19 protein-coding genes are annotated in these 23,352 nt (G+C 46.2%); 14 read left to right on the top strand and 5 right to left on the bottom strand.

What is annotated here, in order from left to right:
- The first annotated feature begins 6 nt into the window (after positions 1-6).
- Positions 7-1,923: a M61 family metallopeptidase gene (locus HF322_RS04485; protein ID WP_169392202.1), complete on the top strand. Its 1,917-nt coding sequence runs from the start codon at positions 7-9 to the stop codon at positions 1,921-1,923.
- Between the two features lie 69 nt (positions 1,924-1,992).
- Here the strand turns inward: HF322_RS04485 and HF322_RS04480 are convergent, their stop codons facing one another.
- The 3 genes from HF322_RS04480 to HF322_RS04470 all read right to left on the bottom strand — a co-directional run bounded on the left by HF322_RS04480 (position 1,993) and on the right by HF322_RS04470 (position 6,122).
- Positions 1,993-3,024, bottom strand: coding sequence for a DUF305 domain-containing protein (locus HF322_RS04480; protein WP_169392201.1), 1,032 nt, complete (start codon positions 3,022-3,024; stop codon positions 1,993-1,995).
- A gap of 131 nt (positions 3,025-3,155) precedes the next feature.
- On the bottom strand, positions 3,156-3,788 hold the full coding sequence (locus tag HF322_RS04475; protein WP_169392200.1) for a pseudouridine synthase: 633 nt from the start codon (positions 3,786-3,788) through the stop codon (positions 3,156-3,158).
- Positions 3,789-3,905: 117 nt separating this feature from the next.
- Positions 3,906-6,122, bottom strand: a complete 2,217-nt coding sequence (locus HF322_RS04470; protein ID WP_169392199.1) for an NADP-dependent isocitrate dehydrogenase — start codon at positions 6,120-6,122, stop codon at positions 3,906-3,908.
- A gap of 686 nt (positions 6,123-6,808) precedes the next feature.
- Between HF322_RS04470 and HF322_RS04465 the strand changes: the two genes are divergently transcribed.
- The 3 genes from HF322_RS04465 to glyA all read left to right on the top strand — a co-directional run bounded on the left by HF322_RS04465 (position 6,809) and on the right by glyA (position 10,132).
- Positions 6,809-8,092 carry a GNAT family N-acetyltransferase gene (locus HF322_RS04465; protein WP_169392198.1) on the top strand — a complete coding sequence of 428 codons (1,284 nt, stop codon included), beginning with the start codon at positions 6,809-6,811 and terminating at the stop codon, positions 8,090-8,092.
- A 31-nt stretch (positions 8,093-8,123) separates the two neighbouring features.
- A complete protein-coding gene (locus HF322_RS04460; protein ID WP_169392197.1) occupies positions 8,124-8,615 on the top strand; it encodes a chorismate lyase in 492 nt (163 codons plus the stop codon).
- Between the two features lie 257 nt (positions 8,616-8,872).
- Positions 8,873-10,132, top strand: coding sequence for a serine hydroxymethyltransferase (gene glyA / locus HF322_RS04455; protein ID WP_169392196.1), 1,260 nt, complete (start codon positions 8,873-8,875; stop codon positions 10,130-10,132).
- 113 nt (positions 10,133-10,245) lie between these two features.
- Here the strand turns inward: glyA and gltS are convergent, their stop codons facing one another.
- Positions 10,246-11,517 carry a sodium/glutamate symporter gene (gltS, locus tag HF322_RS04450; protein ID WP_169392195.1) on the bottom strand — a complete coding sequence of 424 codons (1,272 nt, stop codon included), beginning with the start codon at positions 11,515-11,517 and terminating at the stop codon, positions 10,246-10,248.
- 425 nt (positions 11,518-11,942) lie between these two features.
- Positions 11,943-13,247 carry a glutamate-5-semialdehyde dehydrogenase gene (locus HF322_RS04445; RefSeq protein ID WP_169392194.1) on the bottom strand — a complete coding sequence of 435 codons (1,305 nt, stop codon included), beginning with the start codon at positions 13,245-13,247 and terminating at the stop codon, positions 11,943-11,945.
- A gap of 273 nt (positions 13,248-13,520) precedes the next feature.
- Here HF322_RS04445 and HF322_RS04440 point away from each other — a divergent pair, with 273 nt between their 5' ends.
- The 10 genes from HF322_RS04440 to HF322_RS04395 all read left to right on the top strand — a co-directional run bounded on the left by HF322_RS04440 (position 13,521) and on the right by HF322_RS04395 (position 23,238).
- Complete coding sequence (locus tag HF322_RS04440) at positions 13,521-13,931, top strand: hypothetical protein (protein ID WP_169392193.1); 411 nt, start codon at positions 13,521-13,523, stop codon at positions 13,929-13,931.
- 162 nt (positions 13,932-14,093) lie between these two features.
- Positions 14,094-14,888, top strand: a complete 795-nt coding sequence (locus HF322_RS04435; protein ID WP_169392192.1) for an ABC transporter ATP-binding protein — start codon at positions 14,094-14,096, stop codon at positions 14,886-14,888.
- Between the two features lie 247 nt (positions 14,889-15,135).
- On the top strand, positions 15,136-15,933 hold the full coding sequence (locus HF322_RS04430) for a transporter substrate-binding domain-containing protein (protein ID WP_169392191.1): 798 nt from the start codon (positions 15,136-15,138) through the stop codon (positions 15,931-15,933).
- 55 nt (positions 15,934-15,988) lie between these two features.
- Complete coding sequence (locus HF322_RS04425) at positions 15,989-16,864, top strand: transporter substrate-binding domain-containing protein (RefSeq protein WP_169392190.1); 876 nt, start codon at positions 15,989-15,991, stop codon at positions 16,862-16,864.
- A 67-nt stretch (positions 16,865-16,931) separates the two neighbouring features.
- The gene (locus tag HF322_RS04420; protein WP_169392189.1) at positions 16,932-17,813 is read left to right on the top strand and encodes a transporter substrate-binding domain-containing protein; all 882 of its coding nucleotides are present in this window, start codon (positions 16,932-16,934) and stop codon (positions 17,811-17,813) included.
- Between the two features lie 294 nt (positions 17,814-18,107).
- Complete coding sequence (locus tag HF322_RS04415) at positions 18,108-18,836, top strand: ABC transporter permease (protein ID WP_169392188.1); 729 nt, start codon at positions 18,108-18,110, stop codon at positions 18,834-18,836.
- An 11-nt stretch (positions 18,837-18,847) separates the two neighbouring features.
- Positions 18,848-19,573 carry an ABC transporter permease gene (locus HF322_RS04410; RefSeq protein ID WP_169392187.1) on the top strand — a complete coding sequence of 242 codons (726 nt, stop codon included), beginning with the start codon at positions 18,848-18,850 and terminating at the stop codon, positions 19,571-19,573.
- Positions 19,574-19,743: 170 nt separating this feature from the next.
- Positions 19,744-21,357, top strand: a complete 1,614-nt coding sequence (locus HF322_RS04405) for a DUF3616 domain-containing protein (RefSeq protein ID WP_169392186.1) — start codon at positions 19,744-19,746, stop codon at positions 21,355-21,357.
- A 93-nt stretch (positions 21,358-21,450) separates the two neighbouring features.
- The gene (locus HF322_RS04400; protein ID WP_169392185.1) at positions 21,451-22,521 is read left to right on the top strand and encodes a DUF3616 domain-containing protein; all 1,071 of its coding nucleotides are present in this window, start codon (positions 21,451-21,453) and stop codon (positions 22,519-22,521) included.
- A 42-nt stretch (positions 22,522-22,563) separates the two neighbouring features.
- A complete protein-coding gene (locus HF322_RS04395; RefSeq protein WP_169392184.1) occupies positions 22,564-23,238 on the top strand; it encodes a fumarylacetoacetate hydrolase family protein in 675 nt (224 codons plus the stop codon).
- Positions 23,239-23,352 lie beyond the last annotated feature (114 nt).

The raw sequence follows: 23,352 nt of genomic DNA, 5'->3' as shown, positions 1-23,352 counted from the left end.
TTAATAATGATCGCTTTAACTCAATTGACTAATACTCATACGGACATCCATTATGCGCTGGATTTTGCGCGCTTTAATGAGCATCTGGTCGATGTCCGACTTGAATTTACCGCAACAGCGGACTCGCCAACGCTTTGGCTGCCGACTTGGATTGCTGGAAGCTACTTGATCCGCGAATTTGCGCGCAATATTACTGCCGTTTTTTATCAAGTTGATGAACTTGGCATTGCTGAGTTAAGGCGTGCCCCCAAACTTGATAAGCACACTTGGCAGCTGCCAGAAGTCACCGCTGGACAAAAAGTCACCGTCACTTATGAAGTGTATTGTTATGACTTGTCCGTTCGCACCGCTTATGTCGATCAGTCGCGCTTATTTGGCAATTTTACCTCGCTTGCGCTTGCGGTTACCGATCAGGAAAATTCACCCGTTGCCGTTACGCTGATCGTTCCTGAAGATTTTTTATTAAAAAATGACCCATGCAAAATCGCTTGCGGACTCAAAGCCAATCAAACGCGCGATCACAAGCTTTGTTTTGAGCTGGCAGCGGTCACTTATTTTGAGCTGATCGACCATCCGTTTGAGATTGCAGCTCAAGATCACTTCGGCTTTGTGGTTCAAGATGATGATGACAAGGCGCTTGCCCACCGCTTTTTTTTATCAGGTCGGCATAATGCCAACTTGCCAAGGCTTCAGCGCGATTTGACTCAGCTTTGCCAAACCTATATCAGCTGGCTTGGTCATGCGTCATTTAGCGACTATACGTTTTTGACGTATGCCAGCGGTCAAGATTACGGCGGTCTTGAGCATATCAATTCAACAAGTCTGGTGACGCCGCGGCGCGATTTGCCGCGCTTTGATGAGCCTGATTTGCCAAGCCCTGCCTATCAGCGCTTTTTGGGGCTTTGTAGCCATGAGTATTTTCATTCGTGGTGGGTTAAAACGGTTCGCCCCGATGTGATGGTTGAGGCGGACTTTCGCCGTGAGGCATTTACGCCGCTGCTTTGGGTATTTGAAGGCTTCACCTCCTACATTGACGATTTTATGCTGCAAGCGTCAGGGCTGATCGATAAGGACAGTTATTTGACGTTGCTTAGCGATCAAATCAGCCGCTATTATCAAACCTTTGGTCGCGATCATCAAAGCGTGGCTGAATCAAGCTTTGATACTTGGATTAAGCTGTACCGAGCCGATGAAAATACGGCAAATGCTGGGATCAGTTATTACAATAAAGGCGCACTGGTGGCGCTGTGTTTGGACTTATGGCTGCTCCAAAAATCGGCGGGGCAATATCGATTATTTGATGTGGTTCGCGCGTTTTACGATCAAGCCAGACAAGCTGCGCCTTCGCCAAAATATCCCAAGCTTGGTATTTCAAGCCAAGATTTAGGTCGCGTGATTGCTCAATTTGTACCTATGCAGGATTGGCTTGATTTTGAAGCGCGATATGTGGATGGCGTGGATAAATTGCCCATAGCAAAGCTTTTGGCTGAAAATGGCATCAAAATGCTTGCCGATACTCAAAATACATTTGCCAAACACGTGCCTTGGGGACTTCGCGTGACCGAAACCCCAAGCGGTTTGCAAGTCAATCGCGTCCTTCGAGGTAGCATTGCTGCCAACGCAGGAATTTCGGCAAACGATGTGATCGTTGCTATTGATGGGATTAAAGCAGATAGCAAACAATTTGCGGAATTAAATGCCGCAAAACCATCCATGAGTTGCCATCTGTTTCGCCGAGACGAGCTGATTGCCGTGACGGTCAATTTGGCAGCCCCGATCGACAATAGTAATGAGCCTTATCAAGTTCAGCTCCGAAAAGCGATGGTTGATACGGATGGTTTGGCATCAGCTGACATTGCGTCGGCTTGGCAAGCTTGGCTTGGTGGTGTGCCTTGGCACCAAGAAAAAAATGGTCAAAATTAATAGCGCCAAAATCAAGATTTTCACTGATTAACACGTTCTAAAAGCGACAAGGTTTATGGTAAAGCTAACTTACTTGTCACTTTTAAGCGTTGGTTGAGCACCGTTTTCATCTTTAGTAGCGCGGTTAGTCTCATCAGAACCGCTTTTTTGCGTGTTTGGTTCACTTAACGAGTGCTGATCTTGAACCCAACTTTCAAGCAACGTGACCAGTGGCTGGCGAGAATTGATAAAGCTTTGGGCAAATTGGCGCATATCGTCATCGCGACCATAGGTAAGCTCAATCTTTGCCATAGCTATGGCGCCTAAATAATGCGGCAATAAGGTTTGCGCAAATGCCAAATCAGCATCCGCGATATTTAGCTCAGCCTGCATTTTTGCGACCATACTTTGAATCTCATTAGCAAAAGCAGCTTGCATAGCGGGCGTTTCCGCTTTTGGTTTGGCGGTATCGGGGTGCGAGGCAAGCCATTTTTTAAGTTGACCAATTTCTTCTTGCTGAAGCGCCAATAAATTGTCCGCAAAGGCGGTCATGGTCTCATTTTGACCATATTTGTTTTGGGTTTTTGCCAAATCACGAATGCTGCGCTGATAGCCCAGCATAATTTTGGCAAATGCCACATCGGGGTCAAGGTAGCGCTGAGCGATCATCATTTCATCGCTCATGTTATCGACGACTTTATTGACATCTTTGAATCGATTTTCGGCGTTTACGGGCGCGTTATCAGAATCACCTGACTCAACACTGTCAGCAGCATCAATGGCGGTTTTTTCATTTTCTGCGATGTTTTCTTCTGCAATGTCAGCAGCTTGGCTGTCGATTGGGTCGGCTGAATCTTGCGAATCCAAAGCTTTTGAATCATCACTACGTTGATGAACCTCTTGATTGCGATCAATGGCAGCTTGATTATCTTCAGCGGATTGATCGGGGTTTGGCTGACAAGCACTAACGGCTAAAGCCGCACTTATTGCCAATCCTGCTGTAACACAAGGTCGCGTGAACTGATGAATAGCGCTAAAAACTAAGGAAAAATTGGCGCATTTTTTAAAAAAGGTTTTGATTTGAGGATGGGTTTTTGAAAATAAGGTTTTGGGGACAATCATGACCAATCCTTGAGCTTTTAAGGGCTGACATAGACGTAATCCCGCCTATGATGATAATGATAATAACAAACAATGAGCGCCGATAACACCGCCGCCAACGCTTTTTTATAGTAAGTCTTTGTTTATAAACGCTATTTAATACCAAGATTTTTAAGTTTGGTAGGCGACAAATGAACGCGGACAAATTCGCCTGATTGTAACTGCCCAAGCTCAAATCCGGCAACCGACCAGCGGATAAGGCGCAAACACGGCAAGCCAACATGAGCGCTCATGCGCCGGACTTGGCGATTTTTACCCTCAAAAATGGTCAGCTTAAGCCAAGAGGTCGGAATGTTTTTACGCTCGCGGATGGGCGGCGTTCGCTCCCAAAGCGGCATTGGCAGCTCATTTTCAGCCAATACTTGAACCATCGCTGGCAAGGTTTTGCCATCTTTTAAGTCAACGCCTTCTTGCAACGCTTGCAATTGCCCAGGACTTGGAATCCCTTCAACTTGAACGAGATAGGTTTTGCCAAGTTTTGGGCTGGTCTGCAAATTGTTTTGCTTAAAATCCTTAAGCGTTAATGGTTTAGTGATGGCATGATTGACCGCGCCGCTGCTTGTTAAAATCAACAAACCTTCGGAGGTGGCATCAAGGCGACCAGCAACGCGAAGCGACTTATCGGTAAAATAGCGGCTTAAGGTGGCAAATTCATTGTTGCCATCGTCGCGAAATTGGCTTTGAACGCCAAAGGGTTTGTTAAATAAAATCAGACTTGCCGCCATAAAATCTCCTCATTGTTTTAATAAAATAAAAACACCCCAATCGATGTGGTCAATTGGGGTGCTTATTGCGGCTAAATTTCAGCGCGCTTTACTATTTTTATGAAACTAAGCTGACTATTAAACCGAAGCAATCGCGTCGTTTAACAGCTTGCTTGGGCGCATCACTTTGGTGGCGGCAGCTTCATCAAAGAAGTAGTAGCCATCGATGTCAACCGCGTGACCTTGAACGTCGTTAAGCTCTTTGACGATCGCAGCTTCATTGTCGCTTAAAGTTTTTGCAAGTGGCGCAAATTTTTCTTTAAGCTCTTGGTCTTTATCCTGATTGGCAAGCTCTTCTGCCCAGTACATAGCAAGGTAGAAATGGCTGCCACGGTTGTCAAGCTCACCCACTTTACGTGAAGGCGACTTATCATTCATGAGCAGTTTTTCAGTAGCTTTGTCTAAAGCATCGGCTAACACTTGCGCTTTTGGGTTGTTTTCATGAACCGATAAATGCTCAAGCGAAACAGCAAGCGCCAAAAACTCGCCCAATGAATCCCAACGTAAGTGATTTTCTTCAACCAATTGCTGAACGTGCTTTGGTGCTGAACCGCCCGCACCAGTTTCAAACAAGCCGCCACCGTTCATTAAAGGCACGATTGACAGCATTTTAGCACTGGTACCAAGCTCTAAGATTGGGAACAAGTCGGTGAGGTAATCACGAAGCACGTTTCCGGTTACTGAAATGGTATCTTTGCCGTCTTTTAAGCGCTCAAGGGTAAAGCGAGTCGCTTCACGAACGGGCATGATTCGGATGTCAAGACCAGTGGTGTCATGATCTTTTAAGTAGCGCTCAACTTTTTTGATGAGTTCTGCGTGGTGTGGACGCTTTTCATCAAGCCAGAATACGGCAGGGGTGTTGCTGGCGCGAGCGCGAGTCACGGCAAGTTTTACCCAATCTTCGATTGGGGCATCTTTAACTTGCGTCATGCGCCAGATGTCATCGACTTTTACGTCATGCTCGGTCAATACGTTGCCATCAGCGTCTAATACTTGAACTTTTCCTGATGAAGGAATCAAGAATGTTTTGTCGTGTGAGCCGTATTCTTCAGCTTGCTGAGCCATCAAGCCCACGTTTGGCACTGATCCCATGGTGGCAGGGTTAAACGCGCCGTGCTGCTTACAAAATTTGATGGTTTCATCATAGATTGACGCGTAGCTGCTGTCTGGGATAACTGCTAAAGTGTCATGAAGCTGGTTGTCCGCGCCCCACATTTTTCCTGAGCTTCTGATCATTGCTGGCATTGAGGCGTCAACGATCACATCGCTTGGCACGTGAAGGTTGGTGATGCCTTTGTCTGAATTAACCATTGCCAAATCAGGGTTGTTTTTGTAAATGGTTTCGATGTCTGCTTCAATTTCTTTACGCTTGTCTTCTGGCAATTCTTGCAGTTTGCTGATTAGGTGACCAAAGCCGTTATTGACGTTAACATCAAGCTCTTTTAGCGTGTCGCCATGTTTGGCAAACAAGTCTTTAAAGAAAACTTTAACTGCTTCACCAAAGATGATCGGGTCTGACACTTTCATCATGGTGGCTTTTAGATGCAATGAGAACAAAATGCCTTGGGCTTTAGCGTACTCAACTTGCTTTTCTAAAAATTCTTCAAGCTCTTTGTGACGAAGAACCGCCGCGTCGATCACTTCACCATCAAGAAGCGGTGCTGGGGCTTTAAGCTCAGTTGTACTGCCGTCATCCGCTGTAAAAACGATGCGATAATCGGTCGCTTTGTCAATGGTTACCGCTTCTTCAGTGTGGGCAAAGTCGCCGTGATCCATGGTGGCAACTTCAGTTTTTGAGTCGGCGCTCCATTCACCCATTGAGTGCGGATGGTTTTTTGCAAAGGCTTTAACTGCTTGTGGCGCTCGGCGGTCTGAGTTACCTTCACGTAAGATTGGGTTGACCGCACTGCCTTTGATCTTGTCGTAGCGAACGCGAATGTCTTCTTCTTTGTCGTTAGCGGGATGATCTGGGTAATCAGGAAGCGCGTAGCCTTTGTCTTGAAGCTCTTTGATTGCCGCTTTTAATTGCGGAATTGACGCGCTGATGTTTGGTAGTTTAATGATGTTGGCGTCAGGCTGTTTGACAAGCTCACGCAATTGAGCGTAAGCGCTTGGGATTTGCTGATCTTGGGTCAAAAAGTCTGGAAATAACGCAATAATACGCCCTGCTAAAGAAATATCGGTCGTTTCAACCTCGATCCCTGCCGATTTGGTAAAGGCTTTAACGATCGGTAAAAATGATAAGGTAGCTAGAGCTGGGGCTTCGTCAGTTTTGGTATAATAAATGATTGACATTGTCTTAGGGCATTCCTTTGGTTGTCGTTAATGATAAGGCTTTAGTGATCGTTTAATGGTTCTGCCAGCGCCAAAAGAGGGGCGTTAAGATAAGAGTTGGCACGAGTGATCACGATATTAAAGAGGATTGAGCCTGCTTGAAAATTGTCTTTCGCTAACTGAATTACGGTTAACAAGGAGCGCTGATTATATCACTGAACAGGGTAAAAAGTGAATTGCTGAGCAAAAATCGTGCGCATCGCTCATCTAGTGCTGCTGTCAATTGGGCAAAGTGACTTTGGCGTCGGCAGTTGGTCGCAGCATCAAGCTGCTAAATTATAGTAAACTGGTTGCCGCGTCATTCTAGCAGCTCTTTATATAGATAACATCTATTTTACCGCCTTTGCAAGGCTTAAGTTAATCTCACTCTCATTTATATTTTGGATGAGAACTATAAATTAAAAAAATACAATCAAAAGCCATCTTTATTACCAAGATGGCTTTTTTTATGGCAGCTCATTTGATATGAACTTGCCTTTATTAAAAAAGGGTTATCACGATAAAGCTTGGCTAAAGACATTTTGCGTTACGCAACTGCCCTGCAAAAAGCGCCATGATCGCGGTAGACTTTTTATCAGTTGCCGAGTTACTGGTTGTATTCAATCAACGCAGGCTGGCAAAATAACCAACTACTAAAAGTGATCCTTATGAAATTACATGTGTCGCTTGCCACTAATTTAAGCTGGCAGCAGCAAGCAAATTGGCAAGCGCCCAGTTCTCCTTTTATGTCGTTAAAGTTTTGGCAGACCTTGATGACCACGGAGGCGATCGGCGAGTCGTCAGGCTGGCTGCCCGTATTTGTACTGATTCACAAAACGACGGCGGATGACAGCCAAAGCGCCTTGATCGCGGTGATGCCTGTATTTATTAAAAATCACCATCGCGGCGAGTTTGTGTTTGATTACTATTGGGCGCAAGCGTTTGCTCAGGTAGGCGTTGATTATTACCCAAGGTTGGTAACTGCCGTGCCGTTCAGTCCGATCACAGGGGAGCGAATTTGGTTGGCAGCGGGTGTTGAATTGTCGACACAGATTGTCAGCATGGCAATGACCGGCGTCGATAGTATTGCCAGTCAAGTGGGCGCCTCAAGCTGGCATGGCTTATTTGTGACTGAACCATGTTGTCAGTTGGCAAAACAAACCGTTCATCAAGAAAAGTTATCAAGCAATTTTGATGATAGGGATTTAAACGTTAACTCGACCATTCTTGAGCGTCAAGGCTGCCGATTTTTATGGCAAAACTGTTATCTTGCAAAAAATAAGCAAAAATTTGACCATTTTGATGAGTTTTTGGCAACGCTTACTGCAAAACGGCGCAAAACCATCAAAGCGGAGCGCCGAAAAGTTGCTGCCCAAGGCATTCGATGTCAGCGTAAAGTTGGCACTGAGCTTAATGGAGACGATTGGCGCGCCTTTTATCACTGTTACGTGATGACTTATGCTGTTCGCGGTCAGTCGCCGTATTTAACCTTTGAATTTTTTGAAGAATTGGCGCAAACCATGCCAGAGCAATTGATGATGACGCAAGCTTTGGATGATAGCGGCGCAATTATTGCGAGCAGTTTGTTTTTCTTTGATTCAAATGCCAATAACCAAAGCTTAAGATCGCTTTATGGTCGCTATTGGGGCGCGCTTGGGGAGTTTGACAGTTTGCATTTTGAGCTGTGTTATTATCAAGGGATTGAATTTGCCATTGAGCTTGGCTTGGATTATTTTGACCCCGGAACGCAAGGCGAGCATAAGCTGATTCGCGGTTTTGTACCCACCAAAACGCACTCATTGCACCGGATTTTTGATTCGCGGTTTGTGAAGGCAATCGATGCGTTTTGCGCAGCAGAGCGCCAGCAAATGCAGGAATATCGCCAAGAGGCGTTTGCCGCGCTGCCGTTTAACCAAGACAATTTGCCGCCAAAGCCGGACGATTTTATTTAACGTTAATTTACTGTTTTAATTAGGTGGTGACATGAAAGGCGATCCTCAAACGCTTGCAAACGCTCCGGTGACGCTGATGCCGTTTTTAACGACCAATGGCTCATTGACGGCTCTGTTAGAAAAGCAGGCGGGGCGACCGATCACGGTGGAGCGCAGCTTTGAGGGTTATTTGGCATTGAGCCTTGAGCAAAAAAAGCAGCTTGGGGTTGCTGGGGCGCAGCTTAATCGACCGATGCTGGCTTGGGTTCGCAATACTTATCTTTATGGTACCGACCAAAAGCCGTGGGTTGCCGCGCAAAGTATTTTTCCAATCACCAGCTTAAAAGGAACGGCAAAACGGCTTCAACAGCTTAAAGGTATGCCTATCGGTTACGTGCTGTTTAAACGCAGCCGAACTTTGCCCAATGAGCGCACGATTTATTTATCCCAATTGGGCTGGCAGCGGCAAACGCGCTATGATTGGTTTGGGCGAAAATTTTTAATCAGCGAAACGTTTTTACCAGCTTTTTGTCAACAGCTTTAACAAAGTTTGTGCTAAAAACGGTGGCAAGATAATAATTTTTGGATTAAATCGTTGAATAACATAATCTTTTATTAAAAAATATATTAATTGCAAGCGTTTCAAGAAAAGTTGAGTGTTTTTTAGGTTCAAGGCTGAAAGTTTCATGCTACACTGAGCCACAGCGATAGCAAAGATACAAGCGCATCATTAGATGGGGCGGGACTGCCGCTTTTTGTGATCGCGCCTTTTTCAATAATTCAAACCAACTAGGAACCGCTATGTTTAAAGATATATCGATTAAGGAATTTGATCCTGCTCTTGCCGAAGCTATGGCTGCTGAAAGTATTCGCCAAGAAGATCATATTGAGCTGATTGCCTCAGAAAACTACTGCTCGCAAGCGGTCATGGAAGCTCAAGGTTCAGATTTGACCAACAAATACGCTGAAGGCTACCCTGGCAAGCGCTATTATGGAGGCTGTGAAAATGTCGATGTGATCGAGCAGTTGGCGATTGACCGCGCCAAAGAATTGTTCGGTGCTGAATATGTCAACGTTCAGCCGCATTCAGGAAGCCAAGCCAACTCAGCGGTATTTTTGGCGCTGCTTGACGCAGGCGATACCGTTCTTGGCATGAGTCTTGATGCGGGCGGTCACTTAACTCACGGCGCTCATGTGAACTTTTCAGGAATCAACTATAAAGCCGTTCAGTACGGTTTGGTTGAAGAGACCGGCTTGATCGATTACGACCAAGTCGAAGCTTTGGCGCGTGAGCACAAGCCTAAAATGATTATCGCAGGGTTTTCAGCGTATTCGCAAGTGGTCGATTGGCAGCGTTTTCGTGACATCGCTGACGAAATCGGCGCTTATTTCTTAGTCGATATGGCGCATGTGGCAGGACTTGCCGCAACGGACATTTATCCAAGCCCAGTGCCTTTTGCTGATGTGGTGACCAGTACCACCCACAAAACGCTTCGTGGTCCACGATCAGGAATCATCATGTCGCGTGATGACAAGCTTGCTAAAAAGATCAACTCTGCCGTATTCCCAGGCAATCAAGGCGGTCCATTGATGCATGTGATTGCGGCTAAAGCCATCTGCTTTAAAGAAGCCTTAGAGCCTGAATTTAAAACCTATCAACAGCAAGTGGTGAAAAATGCCCAAGCGATGGCAACCGTCATTCAAGATCGCGGCTATGAGATCATCTCAGGCGGCACGGAAAACCATTTAATGCTGATCAGCCTTGTCAAACAAGAAATGACTGGCAAAGAAGCGGACAAATGGCTGGGTGATGCGTTCATCACGGTCAACAAAAACGCCGTTCCGAACGATCCAAAATCACCGTTTGTGACTTCAGGAATCCGCATCGGAACGTCAGCGGTCACCACTCGCGGTTTTGATGAAGCGGACGTCAAAGCCTTGGCAGGTTGGATTTGTGATGTGCTTGACAGCCGCGGTGATGAAAAAGTCATTTCTGACACCCGCGAAAAAGTCAAAGCCATCTGCGCGAAAAAGCCGGTTTATGCGAAAAACCAAAAATAAGCTTAAGCGTTAAATAAAAACAGGGTCAAAGACAGCTGTTTTTAAACTGTAAAAGCAAAAAAACCGCCCAATCCGTTGAGCGGTTTTTTTATTTTTCTACAATTTTAAAAAAGCTAAAACGGCAATTTAGTAAAAATCTGCAATACCGTTGCGTTCACAATATCCACGAAAAACGCCCCAACCATGGGAACGATCAAAAACGCTTTTGGTGATGGCAAATAGCGATCAGTCACCGCTTGCATATTGGCAATGGCGGTTGGCGTTGCGCCCAAACCAAAGCCGCAATGACCTGCTGCCAGTACCGCTGAGTCGTAATCTTTGCCCATAATGCGAAAGGTGACAAAGTAAGCATAAGCAATCATGACTGCCGTTTGCACGAGCAAGATAACAAGTACAGGGCCTGCCAAATCCGTCAATTGCCAAAGCTTGAGTGACAACAGCGCCATGGCTAAAAACAGACTCAATGCAGCGTTACCAAACACATCAATGGCGCGGTCAAACATATCAAAGTTAAACACCATCGTTAGCACGTTGCGGATTACCACGCCGCCGCCAAGCGCCCAAACGAAAGTGGGAAGCTCAAACCAAGTGTCTTTAGCCACAATCGTCATCACATCGGCAAATGCTAAAGCTGCGGCAAATAATGCCAACGTTTCAATGGCAGAGGAGGCGGTGATAAAGCGCATGCTGTCCGGTTTTTCAAAAATCTCTTTGGAATCAAGACCTTCATCTTCGCTATGCTTGGTGCTATAAAGTGACTGATCGCTTGCCACGCGCTCAATATCGGTAGGATTTGGGTTGGCAAGGCTTGGCTTTACGCCCAAATTTTGAATGAGTCTGCGTGCCACAGGACCCCCGATCACACCACCTGCGACCAAACCATAGGTTGCAGCAGCAATCCCAAGGGTGGTTGCGCCCACAACGCCGTATTGCTGCTCAAGCGTTTGTCCCCAAGCGCCTGCTGTTCCGTGACCACCGGTGAGCGCAATCGAACCGGTCACAAGCCCCATCAACGGATCAAGACCAAGAACGCTTGCCATCCCAACGCCAACGGCATCTTGCAGAACAATAAATACTGAAACCACCACCGTAAAAATCAATAGCGGCATACCACCGGCTTTTAAGCGACCAAAATCAGCGCTCAAGCCAATGGACGCAAAAAACATCAACATACAAGCCGTTTGCAAATCTTGCTGAAAATTAAAACTGTAGCCCCAAATCAAATTGAGCGCGTAAACAATCATCGCGGCAACCAAACCGCCTGCGACAGGCTCTGGAATATTAAAATCTTCTAAAAACTTAATCTTTTTGACTAAAAATCGTCCCAGTAACAGCACTAAGGTTGCTAAAATCAGCGTATAGTAGCCATTTAAAGTAACTTCCATAAGTCATCCTTTTTAAAAACAAAATTGAACGTTTTGGCATTCATTCGCCCTGCCAAACGTCAAAACAGCAATTTCATCGTTACAAGAAGCGTCCTAGTGCTCCTTTTGAGTACACCGCAAGTCATGCAAAATAATTGCGATAGGGCAAAAAATTTCTTATCAATTCAGTTACATTGCGGCGTAAAATGAGTAACCATTGCGCAATTATACGCATCCTTTATCTTAAAATTGTAAGATTTTGGGTATAGTGCCGGTAACTTTGATAATTAAGTCATTGTTTTTTAGGTATTTTTAATTGTAATTTTAGTAGCTTGTAAATAATACAAATTTATAAAATCAGGAATTATAAATTAAAAAACGCCGAAAGCAATGTCGGCGTTTTCTAAAAGTTTATTAGAACTAAAAATCTATTTTAAGCTTTGGCTTTACGATCGGACTTCCCCATGACCATAAACCACCCATTTTTGTGAGGTCAATCCCTTAAGTCCGACAGGACCGCGAGCGTGGATTTTGTCGGTTGAAATACCAATTTCTGCACCCAAACCGTACTCAAAGCCATCGGCAAAGCGGCTTGAGGCGTTGATCATGACGCTTGAGGAGTCCACTTCACGGATGAAGCGCTGCGATTTGCTGTAATTGTCGGTGATGATGACATCGGTATGATGGCTGCCGTGGGTATTGATGTGATCGATTGCCGCATCCAAGCCCTCAACGACTTTCACCGCTAAAATTGGCGCTAAATATTCAGTATCCCAATCGGCATCGGTTGCCGGACTTAGGTGACCTTGAAGCTTGTTATGGTCTTTTAAAATGGCATTTGCTTGCTCATCAACACGAAGCTGCATGTCATTATCGGCGGCAATGATGGCTTCGGCGATTTTCGGCAGTAGCTCATCAGCAATGGTGTGATCAACCAGCAGCGTTTCCATGGTGTTGCAAGTGCCGTAGCGGTGCGTTTTGGCATTGACGCTCACCTTGATAGCAATGTCAGCATTGGCATCGCGGTCAATAAAGGTATGACAGTTGCCGTCTAAATGCTTGATGACCGGAACGCGAGCGTCGCGGCTGATGCGCTCAATCAAGCCTTTGCCGCCGCGCGGAACGATAACGTCCACAAAGTCGGTCATGGTGATCAGCTCACCAACGGCGGCGCGATCGGTGGTGTTAATGACCTGAACGCTACTTTTTGGCAATCCTGATTGCTCTAATCCTTGATGAATACAGCGGGCAATGGCAAGGTTTGATTCAAATGCTTCTGAGCCGCCGCGAAGGATGATGGCATTTCCAGATTTGAGCGCAAGGGACGCCGCCTCAAGGGTCACGTTAGGGCGCGACTCATAAATCATGCCGACCACGCCAAGCGGAACGCGCATTTTACCCAGTAAAATGCCGGAAGGTCGATAAGTCATATCGCTGATTTCGCCAATGGGGTCAGGCAAGGTTGCCACATCCTTTAACCCTTGAAGCATGCCATCAAAGCGCGCGTCATTGAGTGCTAAGCGATCAAGAAGTGCCGGCTCAAGGTTGTTTTTTTCGCCTTGATCAACGTCCTTTTTATTTGCTGCCAAAATATCGGCTTTTGCTGATATCAAAGCATCATGAATGGCAAGTAAAGCCTTATTTTTATCGAGGGTGCTTGCCGCGGCAAGCGTTCGAGATGCCGCGCGAGCTTTGCGACCGACTTCGGTCATGTAAGTTTTGATATCATCCGATTGAGCCTGAGAAGTCATCCTTTATCCTTAATTGATCTTAAATTAAAATTGCGATGATCATTAACATAAAGCAGATTGCAATTAGAGTAAAGGCAAAGACTAACATTGAAGCTAAGATTTTAATTTAGCTCGCGTTAATAAGAAGTATCTTAAAGTTACTCAGAGCAAACATAACTGCGCTGTAACTCCTAAAGTCGGCGCTAAGTAATATCAGTATAGTGGGAGGCTCAACTTTAAGCCCTAGCAATAGATTGTTATTTATAACTTTTTTATCAACTCTTGGAGATTCCCATGGCAATGCTTACCTCAACCTCTCAAAAAGCAGTCTCATATAAAGCGCTGATCGGCGTTGGCTTGACGACTGCAATGCTCACGCTTGGCGCTTGTAGCAAAAAAGAAGAGCCACCTGTTGAAACTGAAACAACCGTGACCACCACCACGCCTGCGGTCACCGAATCGGATACCGCAACGGCAACCGCGCCTGATATGGCAGGCGACGATATGGGCGCGAATGATGAAGTTGGAATGGCAAGCGCTGATGGTACGGCAACTACAACCGAGCCGATGACCGATGGCATGAACAATAACGGCATGGCGTCAGGCGATACTGCCACTGCAACAGACGATGTGGGCGTTGCTACTGCCGACGATAGCGCCATGATGGACGGCACAGACACCAATGAGCATATTTCAACCAACTGATGACCAGCTAGAATGGTGCTGATCGTAAGGTTAGACTTGCCGTATCATTCATCTATAAATCAGCGCAGCGTTGATTAAAATGCTAAAATACCGCTCAGACATGCCCAAGCTGTCTGGGCTTTTTTTATTTGCTTGAAATTAACCACGGGAAACTTGCTGTTCATGATTGCAACTACCGACCCAACCAATCCCTCAATCGCCCTTGAAATTGAAGATTTGCACAAAAGCTACGGCGCGCTGCCCGTATTAAAAGGCGTCTCCTTGACCGCTTATGACGGCGATGTGATCTCCATTTTAGGCTCCTCAGGATCAGGAAAATCGACCTTACTGCGCTGCATCAATTTGCTTGAAAAGCCCACCCAAGGCAAAATTATCATTGGTCAAGATGAGCTGCGCTTAAAACCTAGCAAATCAGGTGAAATGCAAGCGGCGGACATCAAGCAGCTTGAAAAACTGCGCGCAAGCGTGGGATTTGTGTTCCAAAACTTTAACCTTTGGCCGCACAAAACCATTTTGCAAAACATCATCGAAGGTCCCACCCAAGTTTTAAAGCTTAAAAAAGACCAAGCGATCAGTGAAGCTGAAATTTTGCTTAAAAAAGTTGGCTTGATCGACAAAAAAGACGCTTACCCTGCCAACTTATCGGGCGGTCAGCGTCAGCGGGTAGCCATTGCGCGCGCGCTTGCTATGAAGCCGCGCGTCTTGCTTTTTGATGAGCCGACCTCCGCGCTTGATCCTGAATTGGTCAATGAAGTGCTTGCGGTGATGCGCGAGCTTGCTGAGGAAGGTCGAACCATGCTGATCGTCACCCACGAGATGCGCTTTGCTCGCGATGTGTCAAGCAAAGTGGTGTTTTTGCATCAAGGCGTCATTGAAGAAATCGGCACTCCTGAGCAAGTTTTTGACAATCCGACCTCGCAGCGGGTCAAAGACTTTATGGCATCGCACCGAAATTAAATGGCGTTTATAGGTCAAATTTTGCCAACTTTGAAGCGCTTATAAAAATCAGTTTAGATAAAAAGTCATTTAAAATCATGTTAAAAGCTTGCAAAAGCCTTGCTAAAAGGTTTGTTTTTGATAATTGAGTCAGGTATTATCAAAAAAATTAGCGTTTAACATTTTATGAAGGACGATAATAACCGCAAATTATCATCGTCCTTTTGCATTTTGATGCGCGCCCCCATCTCGATTTAAGGAATTTAAGATGTCGACTTCTTCATTATTATGGTCATCAGCGACCATTGCCGCCGCCTTAATGCTTGGCGCGTGTAGCCCATCGACCAACCAAACCGACAGCACGGATGCCGCCTCAGAATCCACAAGCGTGAGCGGCAAAACGCTGCGAATTGCTACCGAAGGCGCTTATCCTCCATTTAACTTTACCAATTCAGATGGCAGCATTGGCGGCTTTGATATCGATGTGGCAAATGCCCTTTGTAAGCAAATGCAAGCAAAATGTGACATCAAAGCTCAAGACTGGGACGGCATTATTCCCGGGCTTTTGGCACAAAAATATGACGCGGTGATCGCAGGAATGTCCATCACCCCTGAGCGTCAAGAAAAGGTCGATTTTACCGAGCCGTATTTTGCCAATACCATGGTTTGGCTGACCGAAACCAATGGCAAATTTGACCCCAAAAACATCAAAAATTTAACCCTTGGCGGTCAGCGATCAACGACGCCGGGCGCGTATTTGCAAGACCATTATGATGGTAAAGATGGCAACACCGTTCAGCTTTATGACAATTACGATAACGCCTATTTGGATTTAAAATCAGGTCGTAGCAATGCGGTTTTGGCAGAAAAAGTATCGGCTAAAGCTTGGCTTAAAGACAACCCAAAAGGCTTTGGTATTGTCGGTGATGAAATCGATAACAACGACAATATCGCCATTGCGGTCAGAAAAGGCGATGCGCTAAAAGAAAACCTGAACACAGCGCTTAAAGAAATCCGCGCTAATGGCGAGCTTGAGCGCATTGAAAAAGCCCATTTTGACCAATAAGTTGCCCGATTTAGGCTCACGTTCATCAAAACCAGTTTTGCTCAAGGATATTAAAATGATTGCTCACCGGAAAATGTTTACCAAATCCGCGCTTTTTGCCGTCATCAGTGCAGCAAGTTTGCTGACGGCTTGTAGCAATAGCACGGAATCAGGCGCTGCTAATGGTGCAAATGATACCCCCCACATCAAAATCGCCACTGAATCAAGCTTTAAGCCGTTCAGCTACACCGATGCTAACGGCAAATTGATCGGTTATGAAATTGAGCTGGTCGATGCGTTATGCGCGCAAATGAAAGCCGAATGTGAGGTCACCTCACAAGATTGGGATGGTTTGATTCCAGGGCTGAACGCCAACAAGTTTGATGCTGCCATTGCAGGAATGTCCATCACCCCTGAGCGCAAACAGGCAGTTGATTTTAGCGATCCGTATTATCACACCGGCATCATTTTGATCGGTAAAAAAGGCGACAACATTACCGTTGATGAGCTAAAGGCTCAGCCGATTGCCGCTCAGCGTGCCACTGTTGCCGCGCAATATCTGCAGGACGAGCATGGCGAGGCGGACATTAAGCTTTATGATACCCAAGACAACGCCTATCTTGATTTAACCTCCGGTCGCGTTCGCGCCATGATGTCAGATAAAGTGGTGGGACTTGACTGGCTTAAAACGGACGCGGGCAAAGATTATGAAGTTAAAGGCGCAGAAATCAGCTCCGATGAGGACGCGATGGGAATTGCCTTTAAAAAAGGCTCGCCGCTGATTGCTAAATTTAACAAAGCCTTAGCCGAAATTAAAGCCAACGGCACTTATGAAAAAATCACCACCAGCTATTTTGGAACCAGCACCAAAGCAGAAAATGCCGCTGGCGATACTCACGATGTGGTCGTCGTCGATGACAAAACGGCTCAACCTAAAAACGTAGCGCAATAATAGCTTACGAGCGGCTTTGGCGCGGCTAACAAGGTCGCGCCAACGGGCTTTTTAAAGGATAAAAGTTATGGCAGTGATGGGAACTGGCGCTCGCAAAGCTCAGCCGTTTTTGGCAGTTGGACTGGGCGCGTTGATGCTTGCAGGTTGTAGCAACCCCGAAAATAAAGACAGCGCTGACCCCTCAGCGGCTTCTGCGGATAATGCGCCTTCAGGGGAGGTGCTCAGAATTGGCACGGAAGGGGCTTATGCGCCATTTAACTTTACCAATGCCGATGGCAGTTTGGGCGGCTTTGATGTTGAGATTGCTCACGCGCTTTGTGAAGACATGAAGGTCAAATGTGACATCGTTGCTCAAGATTGGGATGGGATTATTCCGGGGCTTAAAGCTGGGAAATATGATGCCATTGTTGCCGCGATGTCGATCACCCCTGAGCGCGCTCAGCAGGTCAGCTTTACCGAGCCCTATTTTAGCAACGCCTTAGTATTTTTAGCAAAAGATGGCGCAAGCTTTGACCCAAAAAATGAGGCGGACATCAATGCCCACTCGATTGCGGCTCAGCGCTCGACCATCTCCTCGCAGTGGTTTGAAAAAGCCTACCCAAAAGCGGACATGAAACTTTATGATACGCTCAGTAACGCCTTTTTGGATTTGGGCGCTGGCCGCGTTGATGCCATGATTTCGGACAAATTGCCCGCTTTGCAATGGCTGGGATCGCCCTCCGGCAAAGGCTTTACCATTAAAGGCGATGACATTGATATCAATGACCATTTTGCCATCGCCACGCGACCTAATGAGGCGTTAACCGATAAGCTTAATCAGTCGCTTGCCCATATCAAAGCCAATGGCACTTACGACACCATTTATCAAAAGTATTTTTCATTAAACACCGCGGCGCAAAATAAGCTAGCAGAGTCAACAGAAAAGGCGGCAGAAGATAGCAGCAAATAGTCTTGAAATTGGCGTTAAAAGCAGCGCCAATTTGGTGCTGTTTTTTTATGACGATCGCTCAAGTCTTGTTTATCAAGGCTTTTTTTTTAAAATAACGCCAAAGATTTTGGGTAAATTGCATTTTTTAGCCCAGTTTCATGAAGAGAAAATAACATACTTGAGAATGGATATGCTAAAATCAGCCCTCATTTTACTCGCGAACATCGGATCACCAAAACGTTGCCAAAAGATATGCTGGCAATTATAGTTTTGGGCGGGCAGTTTTGAGTAATCCATCAGACAAAGTGAACCACTGTGATTGATTTACAAGGATTTGGGGCGCTACTGCTCAGCGGGGCGGTCGTCACCATTAAGATTACTGTGACCAGCCTTGCCATTGGCATGATCTTGGGTCTTCTTGGCGCCACTGCCAAACTGTCATCGATTTGGATCTTTAGAAAGCTTGCCACCATTTATACCGCCACGATGCGCGGTATCCCTGAGCTGCTTTTGGTGCTGTTTATTTATTACGGCGGCTCAATGGTGCTGATGAGTATTCTTAAATCCTTTGGTTATAACGATTATATTGAGATCAGCGCTTTTTGGGGCGGGGTGATGGCGCTGTCTATCGCTTTTGGCGCTTATGCTACCGAAATTTTGCGGATGGCAATTCAAGAAATCCCGATCGGTCAAAGCGAAGCGGCGCAAGCCATTGGCATGCGACCCATGCAGATTTTTTATCGAATCACCTTGCCGCAAGTTTGGCAAATTGCACTTCCCGGTCTTGGTAACTTATTCTTAGTCTTGCTCAAAGATACGGCACTGGTTTCTGTGGTTGGGCTTAAAGACATCATGTATCAGTCCTCGCGCGCGGCGCAGTCAACCCAGCAGCCATTTACCTTTTATATGGCAGCGGCAATTATTTATTTGGGGCTGACCATTTTGATTACTGGGATGACCATGTGGCTTGAGTGGCGCGCCAATCCAGCCGCGCGCTATGCCAAAAAGCTGGCGCGAACGCCTGCACAGACCATCGGTAATTAAAGGAGCAGGTGATGGATTGGAATTGGCAAGTAATTTTTGACCATATCCCAGAGCTGCTTGGCGGGGCGGTGTTGACCGTTCAGCTGGTGGTCATTTCAGGAATTGTGGGGCTGTTTTTTGGGCTGATTTTAGCTCAGCTGCGATTGTCAAAAAGCATGGCGGTTCAAGCCTTGCCCTTTGCTTATATTTTCTTTTTTCGTGGCACGCCGCTTTTGGTTCAGATCTTTTTGATTTACTATGGTTTGGGTCAATTTGAGGCAATCCGCAACTCATTTTTGTGGGAGCCGGTATTAAGCCAAGCCTATTGGTGTGCGATCATCGCGTTTACCATGAACACCAGTGCCTATTTGGCAGAGATTATTCGTGGGGCAATTCAAGCGATTCCTACAGGCGAGCTTGAAGCGGCGGACGCCATTGGCATGTCAAAATGGCAAAAGCTGACCCGAATTACCTTACCGCGCGCCTTTGGTATTGTGATTCCAGCTTACAGCAATGAAGTCATTTTTATGCTCAAAGGCAGCGCGCTTGCCTCAACGGTTGCATTGATGGACATCACCGGCGTTGCCCGAACCATCAGCGCGCGAACCTACACCTTGATGGAGCTGTTTTTTGCCGCAGGGGTGATTTATCTGCTGCTGTCTTGGGTTATTTTATTTGGGTTTCGAACCCTTGAGCGCCGCTTAAACCGCTATTTGACTTACGTTCCACCCGATGTGCTGACCAAAACGATTCCGTAACGGTCAAACCCCCATCTTGCGCTTGCCGCCAAGCGCGCCTCTTTATCCGGCAGCAAGCCAACCGTTGGCATTGCAAGCCGCCCACTCGAATCCAGATTAGTAGCAGGTTAGTATTGAGCAAGTTAGAAAAGAAAAAAAAGCAGAAAAAAGCCGCCCCAAAGCCAAAATTGATGACCGATATTACCTTTCAGCGCGGCGCTGTTGAAGCCATCCCGCTTGGAACGTCAAAAGCTGTTGAAACGATGTTTCGCAATGCCTTGCGAACGGAGCTTGATTTGATTGCCTTAGCAGCAACCAAAGCTAACATCATGATTTCGTTAAACGGCATCATCATCTCAGCGCTGATGATTTCAGGGGCATTTATTTTTGTGTCCTCAGCCGCGTTTTTAGTTCCGGCGGGCATGTTTATGTTTACCGCTGCCGCTTCCATTTTTTTCGCCATTTTGGCGGCAGCTCCTGAAAAGGCAAATTACTTTGCCGGATTTTTTGCTTGGGGCAAAGCTTGGGTCAAAAAACAAGCCTCAAGGCAGGAATTACAGGCTTATTTGCACAAAGCCAATCAGTTTGGCGGCGGTGACAAAGTCAATTTATTGATTAACAAAGACCGGATGCAGTTGTCGCGAGAAGAATATTGGGGGCAAATGCAAGCGCTGATGCGCGACCGCGATGAGACTTATCACGCGATGAGCGATCAGTTGTATTGGCTTGGGCAAATTGCCGCTCGCAATTTTAAAATGCTCAGTATTTCCTACTCGTTGTTTCGTTGGGGAATGCTGGTTTCGGTATTGACCTCAATTTTGTTAAAAGGCTTGGTGTTTTTTTATCCTGCCGCCCTCGGTCAGCCGCCGGTTACGCCATTGACGGCTACCGGAATGGGAACGCTTACGGATGTTTATGAGCCGTCTGCCGTTCAGCAGCTTCCGGACGGTCGCGTTTTGGTGGTTGAAGACGAAGAGCATCGCGCGATGAATATTTTGACCGTTGAGCCCGATGGCAGTTTGGTTGAAAATCAGGTGGCAAGTTTGCAAATGACGCGCGGTTTTGGTCGCAAACTTAATGATTTAGAAGGGTTGAGCGCCGATGCCAAAGGCTTTATTTATGCCATCACCTCGCATTCCTCCGACTCAAATGGTCATCGTGACCCAACCCGTGAGCAGCTGCTGCGCTTTCGGGTCAATGGCAATATCCCCTCCGACATTAAGGAAGTCACAACCCTTCGCGATGATTTGAAAAATTCAAGCGAATTGCAAGCGGCTTTTGAGCAGGCGCTTAACACCAGCGTTGACTTTAAGGATTTGGACATTGAAGGTCTCGCCTTTGATAATGACAGCGGCAACTTGATGCTTGGACTGCGAACGCCATTGGCGGGAAATCGCTCCATCATCATTCCGATCATCAACACGGAAGCTATGTTCTCACAAAAAGCGCCGCCGCAATTTGGGACGCCCATCTTCTTGGATTTAGATGGCGGCGGCATCCGCTCCTTGTATTTTGATGCTGTGCTTAGCCAATTTGTAATTGCCAATGAAATCACCAACGCCGATGGCGACAAAAAAGCGCAGATTTGGACGTGGTCGGGGGATATTGATGACAAGCCGGTAAAACTTAACGCCCCTGAGCTTGCTGCTTTGCAAAACATCGAAGCGATTGACTCCATTACCGCCAATGGCACCATAAAAATGATTTTTATGGCAGATGAAGGCGATGCCAAAAAAGGCATTCATGCGCGCTATGTGATGCTGGATTATAAAAATATTTTGCCCGAAACTAAGTCTAAGCGCTAATGAGAATCATTATGTTACAGGATGTAGCAAAGGCAAAAAATCCGCTGATAAGCATTTATAATATATGACTATCTTAAGTTAAAAGAGGCAGTTATGAGCCAATCAATCACCCCAAAATCCGCCCGTATCACTTGGGGTGCTGTTGCCCTTGTTGGCGGCGCTATTGTCTTAAAATCTGCGCTAGGTCTTGCGCCAAGCCCAGCGGCGGCGGCAGCTGAAACGAGTTCAAAAACGTCTCAAGTAACGGCTCAAGCGGCAAGCGTTGACATTCGCACGTTTGAAAATATTTATGAGCCGTCAGCGGTTTTTCAGCTTCCAGACGGTCATATTTTGGTGGTGGAAGATGAAATTGAAAGCGCAATGAGCCTATTGACCATTGCTTCTGATGGTCGCTTGCTTGAAAATAAAGCTGCCAATCATAAGCTCATCAAAAGCTTTGGTCATAAGCTTGATGATTTAGAAAATTTGGCGGGGGACAACCACGGTCGGATTTTTGCAGCAACGTCGCATTCATCCAATAAAAAAGGCGACCGCGATCCTAATCGTGAGCAGTTGCTCCGCTTTACGGTCAAAAATGGTCAAGCTCAAAATATCGCTCGCGTCACCAGCCTTCGTGATGATTTGCGCGCGGATAAAACGCTTGCCGATGCCATCAAAGCCAAGTCGAAAAGTGCGCCGCATTTTTCAGATTTAAACATTGAAGGCATGGCGTATTTGCCCAAAAACAACACGCTGCTGCTTGGGCTGCGCGCGCCGATGGCAGGTAACTTATCTATTATCGTACCGATCACCAATATTGATGCCATGTTTGATCAAAAAGCCAAGCCCAATTTTGGCGCGCCTATTTTTTTAGATTTGAGCGGTGGCGGCATTCGCTCCTTGCATTTTGATGAGCATTTAAACACCTTTATCATTGCCAATGAAATTACCAATGACAAAGGCAAAGACGTCTCGCAAATTTGGACTTGGGGCGGCACGGTTAACGATGTCCCTAAAAAAGTCGCCATCCCGCAATTAAATCAGCTCAAAAATATCGAAGCCATTGATGATTTAATCATTAACGGTCAAAAAAAGCTGGTGTTTATGGCGGATGAAGGCGTTGAGAAAAAAGACATTCCAGCAAAATATATGATCGTCGATTACAGTCAATTTTCTAACTCATAACTCTGCTTTTTAACATCTAAAATAACTCAAAAGGATGGTGCCATGACCGCTGAGCTTTCGCCTGAAAAAAACAATCTTACCATTGGTAAAGTGGTTTGCGTTGGTCGCAATTATGCCGCTCATGCTCGCGAGCTTGGCAATGACGTTCCAAAATCGCCGCTATTATTTATGAAGCCGGCGTCTTGCGTGACTTATTTGAACCAAAAAGAAGTGGGATCAATCGATCTTCCTAATGCGGATAAATTTGGCGATACCCATTATGAAGCCGAGCTTTGCATTCAGTTGATGCGCGACTTAAAAAATGCCAGTTATGATGACGCAAAATCTGCCATTGGGGCGGTAACTTTAGGGCTTGATTTAACCTTGCGTGAGCTGCAAAGTGCGCTTAAAGCCAAAGGTCAGCCTTGGGAGCGCGCTAAATGCTTTGATGGCGCTTGCGTTTTGGGCGATTGGGTGGACTCAGCTGAATTTGGCGATTTTAAAAATGTCAATTATCAGTTGATGATCAATGATGAAACCGTCCAAGATGGCGACAGCAGCTTGATGTTGTTTCCGGTGATTGAGCTGATTTCCCAAATTAGCCAAGCGTTTAGTTTGCAAGCAGGCGATGTGATCATGACCGGAACGCCAAGCGGCGTGGGCAAACTTACCGTAAATGATAAGTTAATACTCAAGCTTGGCAATCATCGGTGGCAAGCCCAAGTTCAAAGCGCTTGATTAAGGTTTTGCAACAATAGACTACTGTTGTTTTATCGCAATAATGGCTAGTATGAGGGCTGTTTTGCCAATGATTTCTTATCGTTAGGGCAAGTTAATTTTCATATTGACCTC

The organism is Psychrobacter sp. MF31, assembly GCF_012847335.1.
In the GTDB taxonomy this organism is placed as follows: domain Bacteria; phylum Pseudomonadota; class Gammaproteobacteria; order Pseudomonadales; family Moraxellaceae; genus Psychrobacter.
Note: the sequence above shows the minus strand (reverse complement) of the source record. Positions and strands in the feature narration are given on the sequence as shown.

Excerpts from the sequence above, each read along its gene's own strand:
- HF322_RS04485 (WP_169392202.1), top strand. The coding sequence starts at position 7 with ATGATCGCTTTAACTCAATTGACTAATACTCATACGGACATCCATTAT.
- HF322_RS04480 (WP_169392201.1), bottom strand. The coding sequence starts at position 3,024 with ATGATTGTCCCCAAAACCTTATTTTCAAAAACCCATCCTCAAATCAAA.
- HF322_RS04475 (WP_169392200.1), bottom strand. The coding sequence starts at position 3,788 with ATGGCGGCAAGTCTGATTTTATTTAACAAACCCTTTGGCGTTCAAAGC.
- HF322_RS04470 (WP_169392199.1), bottom strand. The coding sequence starts at position 6,122 with ATGTCAATCATTTATTATACCAAAACTGACGAAGCCCCAGCTCTAGCT.
- HF322_RS04465 (WP_169392198.1), top strand. The coding sequence starts at position 6,809 with ATGAAATTACATGTGTCGCTTGCCACTAATTTAAGCTGGCAGCAGCAA.
- HF322_RS04460 (WP_169392197.1), top strand. The coding sequence starts at position 8,124 with ATGAAAGGCGATCCTCAAACGCTTGCAAACGCTCCGGTGACGCTGATG.
- glyA (WP_169392196.1), top strand. The coding sequence starts at position 8,873 with ATGTTTAAAGATATATCGATTAAGGAATTTGATCCTGCTCTTGCCGAA.
- gltS (WP_169392195.1), bottom strand. The coding sequence starts at position 11,517 with ATGGAAGTTACTTTAAATGGCTACTATACGCTGATTTTAGCAACCTTA.
- HF322_RS04445 (WP_169392194.1), bottom strand. The coding sequence starts at position 13,247 with ATGACTTCTCAGGCTCAATCGGATGATATCAAAACTTACATGACCGAA.
- HF322_RS04440 (WP_169392193.1), top strand. The coding sequence starts at position 13,521 with ATGGCAATGCTTACCTCAACCTCTCAAAAAGCAGTCTCATATAAAGCG.
- HF322_RS04435 (WP_169392192.1), top strand. The coding sequence starts at position 14,094 with ATGATTGCAACTACCGACCCAACCAATCCCTCAATCGCCCTTGAAATT.
- HF322_RS04430 (WP_169392191.1), top strand. The coding sequence starts at position 15,136 with ATGTCGACTTCTTCATTATTATGGTCATCAGCGACCATTGCCGCCGCC.
- HF322_RS04425 (WP_169392190.1), top strand. The coding sequence starts at position 15,989 with ATGATTGCTCACCGGAAAATGTTTACCAAATCCGCGCTTTTTGCCGTC.
- HF322_RS04420 (WP_169392189.1), top strand. The coding sequence starts at position 16,932 with ATGGCAGTGATGGGAACTGGCGCTCGCAAAGCTCAGCCGTTTTTGGCA.
- HF322_RS04410 (WP_169392187.1), top strand. The coding sequence starts at position 18,848 with ATGGATTGGAATTGGCAAGTAATTTTTGACCATATCCCAGAGCTGCTT.
- HF322_RS04405 (WP_169392186.1), top strand. The coding sequence starts at position 19,744 with ATGACCGATATTACCTTTCAGCGCGGCGCTGTTGAAGCCATCCCGCTT.
- HF322_RS04400 (WP_169392185.1), top strand. The coding sequence starts at position 21,451 with ATGAGCCAATCAATCACCCCAAAATCCGCCCGTATCACTTGGGGTGCT.
- HF322_RS04395 (WP_169392184.1), top strand. The coding sequence starts at position 22,564 with ATGACCGCTGAGCTTTCGCCTGAAAAAAACAATCTTACCATTGGTAAA.